The following is a 681-nucleotide window of genomic DNA, read 5'->3' as shown; positions in this document are numbered from 1 at the left end:
CTCTCAGCCCGACAAGCGATTGCCCTGTTCGATATCCGAGGTGGAGTGGGGGTCGTACGGCGGTGGGAAAGTCAGTATCATGAAGGAGGCTTCCAGGCGCTGGAGCCTAAAGCCCGAGGTCGCCCGACGAAGATGCCCACAGCAGAGCCCCCCAAGCCCCCACTTCCAGTGACTGAAAAGAGCTCGCTGGAGCAGCTGCTCCAAGAGAACGAATACTTGCGTGCTGAGGTGGCCTACCTAAAAAAATTGAGGGCCTTGCGTCAGTCCAAAGAGCAAGCCGCGCAGAAAAAGCGCGAGTAGTCCTTGAACTGAAGCAAGGCCACCCTTTGCCGGTGCTGCTAAAAGTCGCCGAACTGTCGCGTAGCACCTTCTATTATCAGGTAAGTGTTCAGCAGCTGGATGATCGGCATGCGGGTCTGAAGCGTCGAATTCATGCCCTCTACGAGCGTCACAAAGGGCGCTACGGCTATCGCCGCATCACAGCAGCGTTGCGCCAGGCGGGAGAGCAGGTCAACCACAAGACAGTCCAACGCCTCATGCAGCACCTTGGGCTGAAGTCGTTGGTACGCCCGAAGAAATACCGCTCCTATCGTGGCCAGCAGGCCAGTGTTCCCAACCTTCTTGCCCGTCAGTTTCAGGCTGAACGCCCCAACCAACGGTGGGTCACCGACGTCACGGAGT

1 pseudogene is annotated in these 681 nt (G+C 58.1%); it reads left to right on the top strand.

Annotated elements, in window-relative coordinates:
• Positions 1-681 (top strand): annotated as a pseudogene (locus CXF87_RS22080) (IS3 family transposase); the annotation flags it as partial.

It is taken from the genome of Halomonas sp. MES3-P3E (assembly GCF_002836035.1).
GTDB lineage: Bacteria > Pseudomonadota > Gammaproteobacteria > Pseudomonadales > Halomonadaceae > Vreelandella > Vreelandella arctica.
Note: the sequence above shows the minus strand (reverse complement) of the source record. Positions and strands in the feature narration are given on the sequence as shown.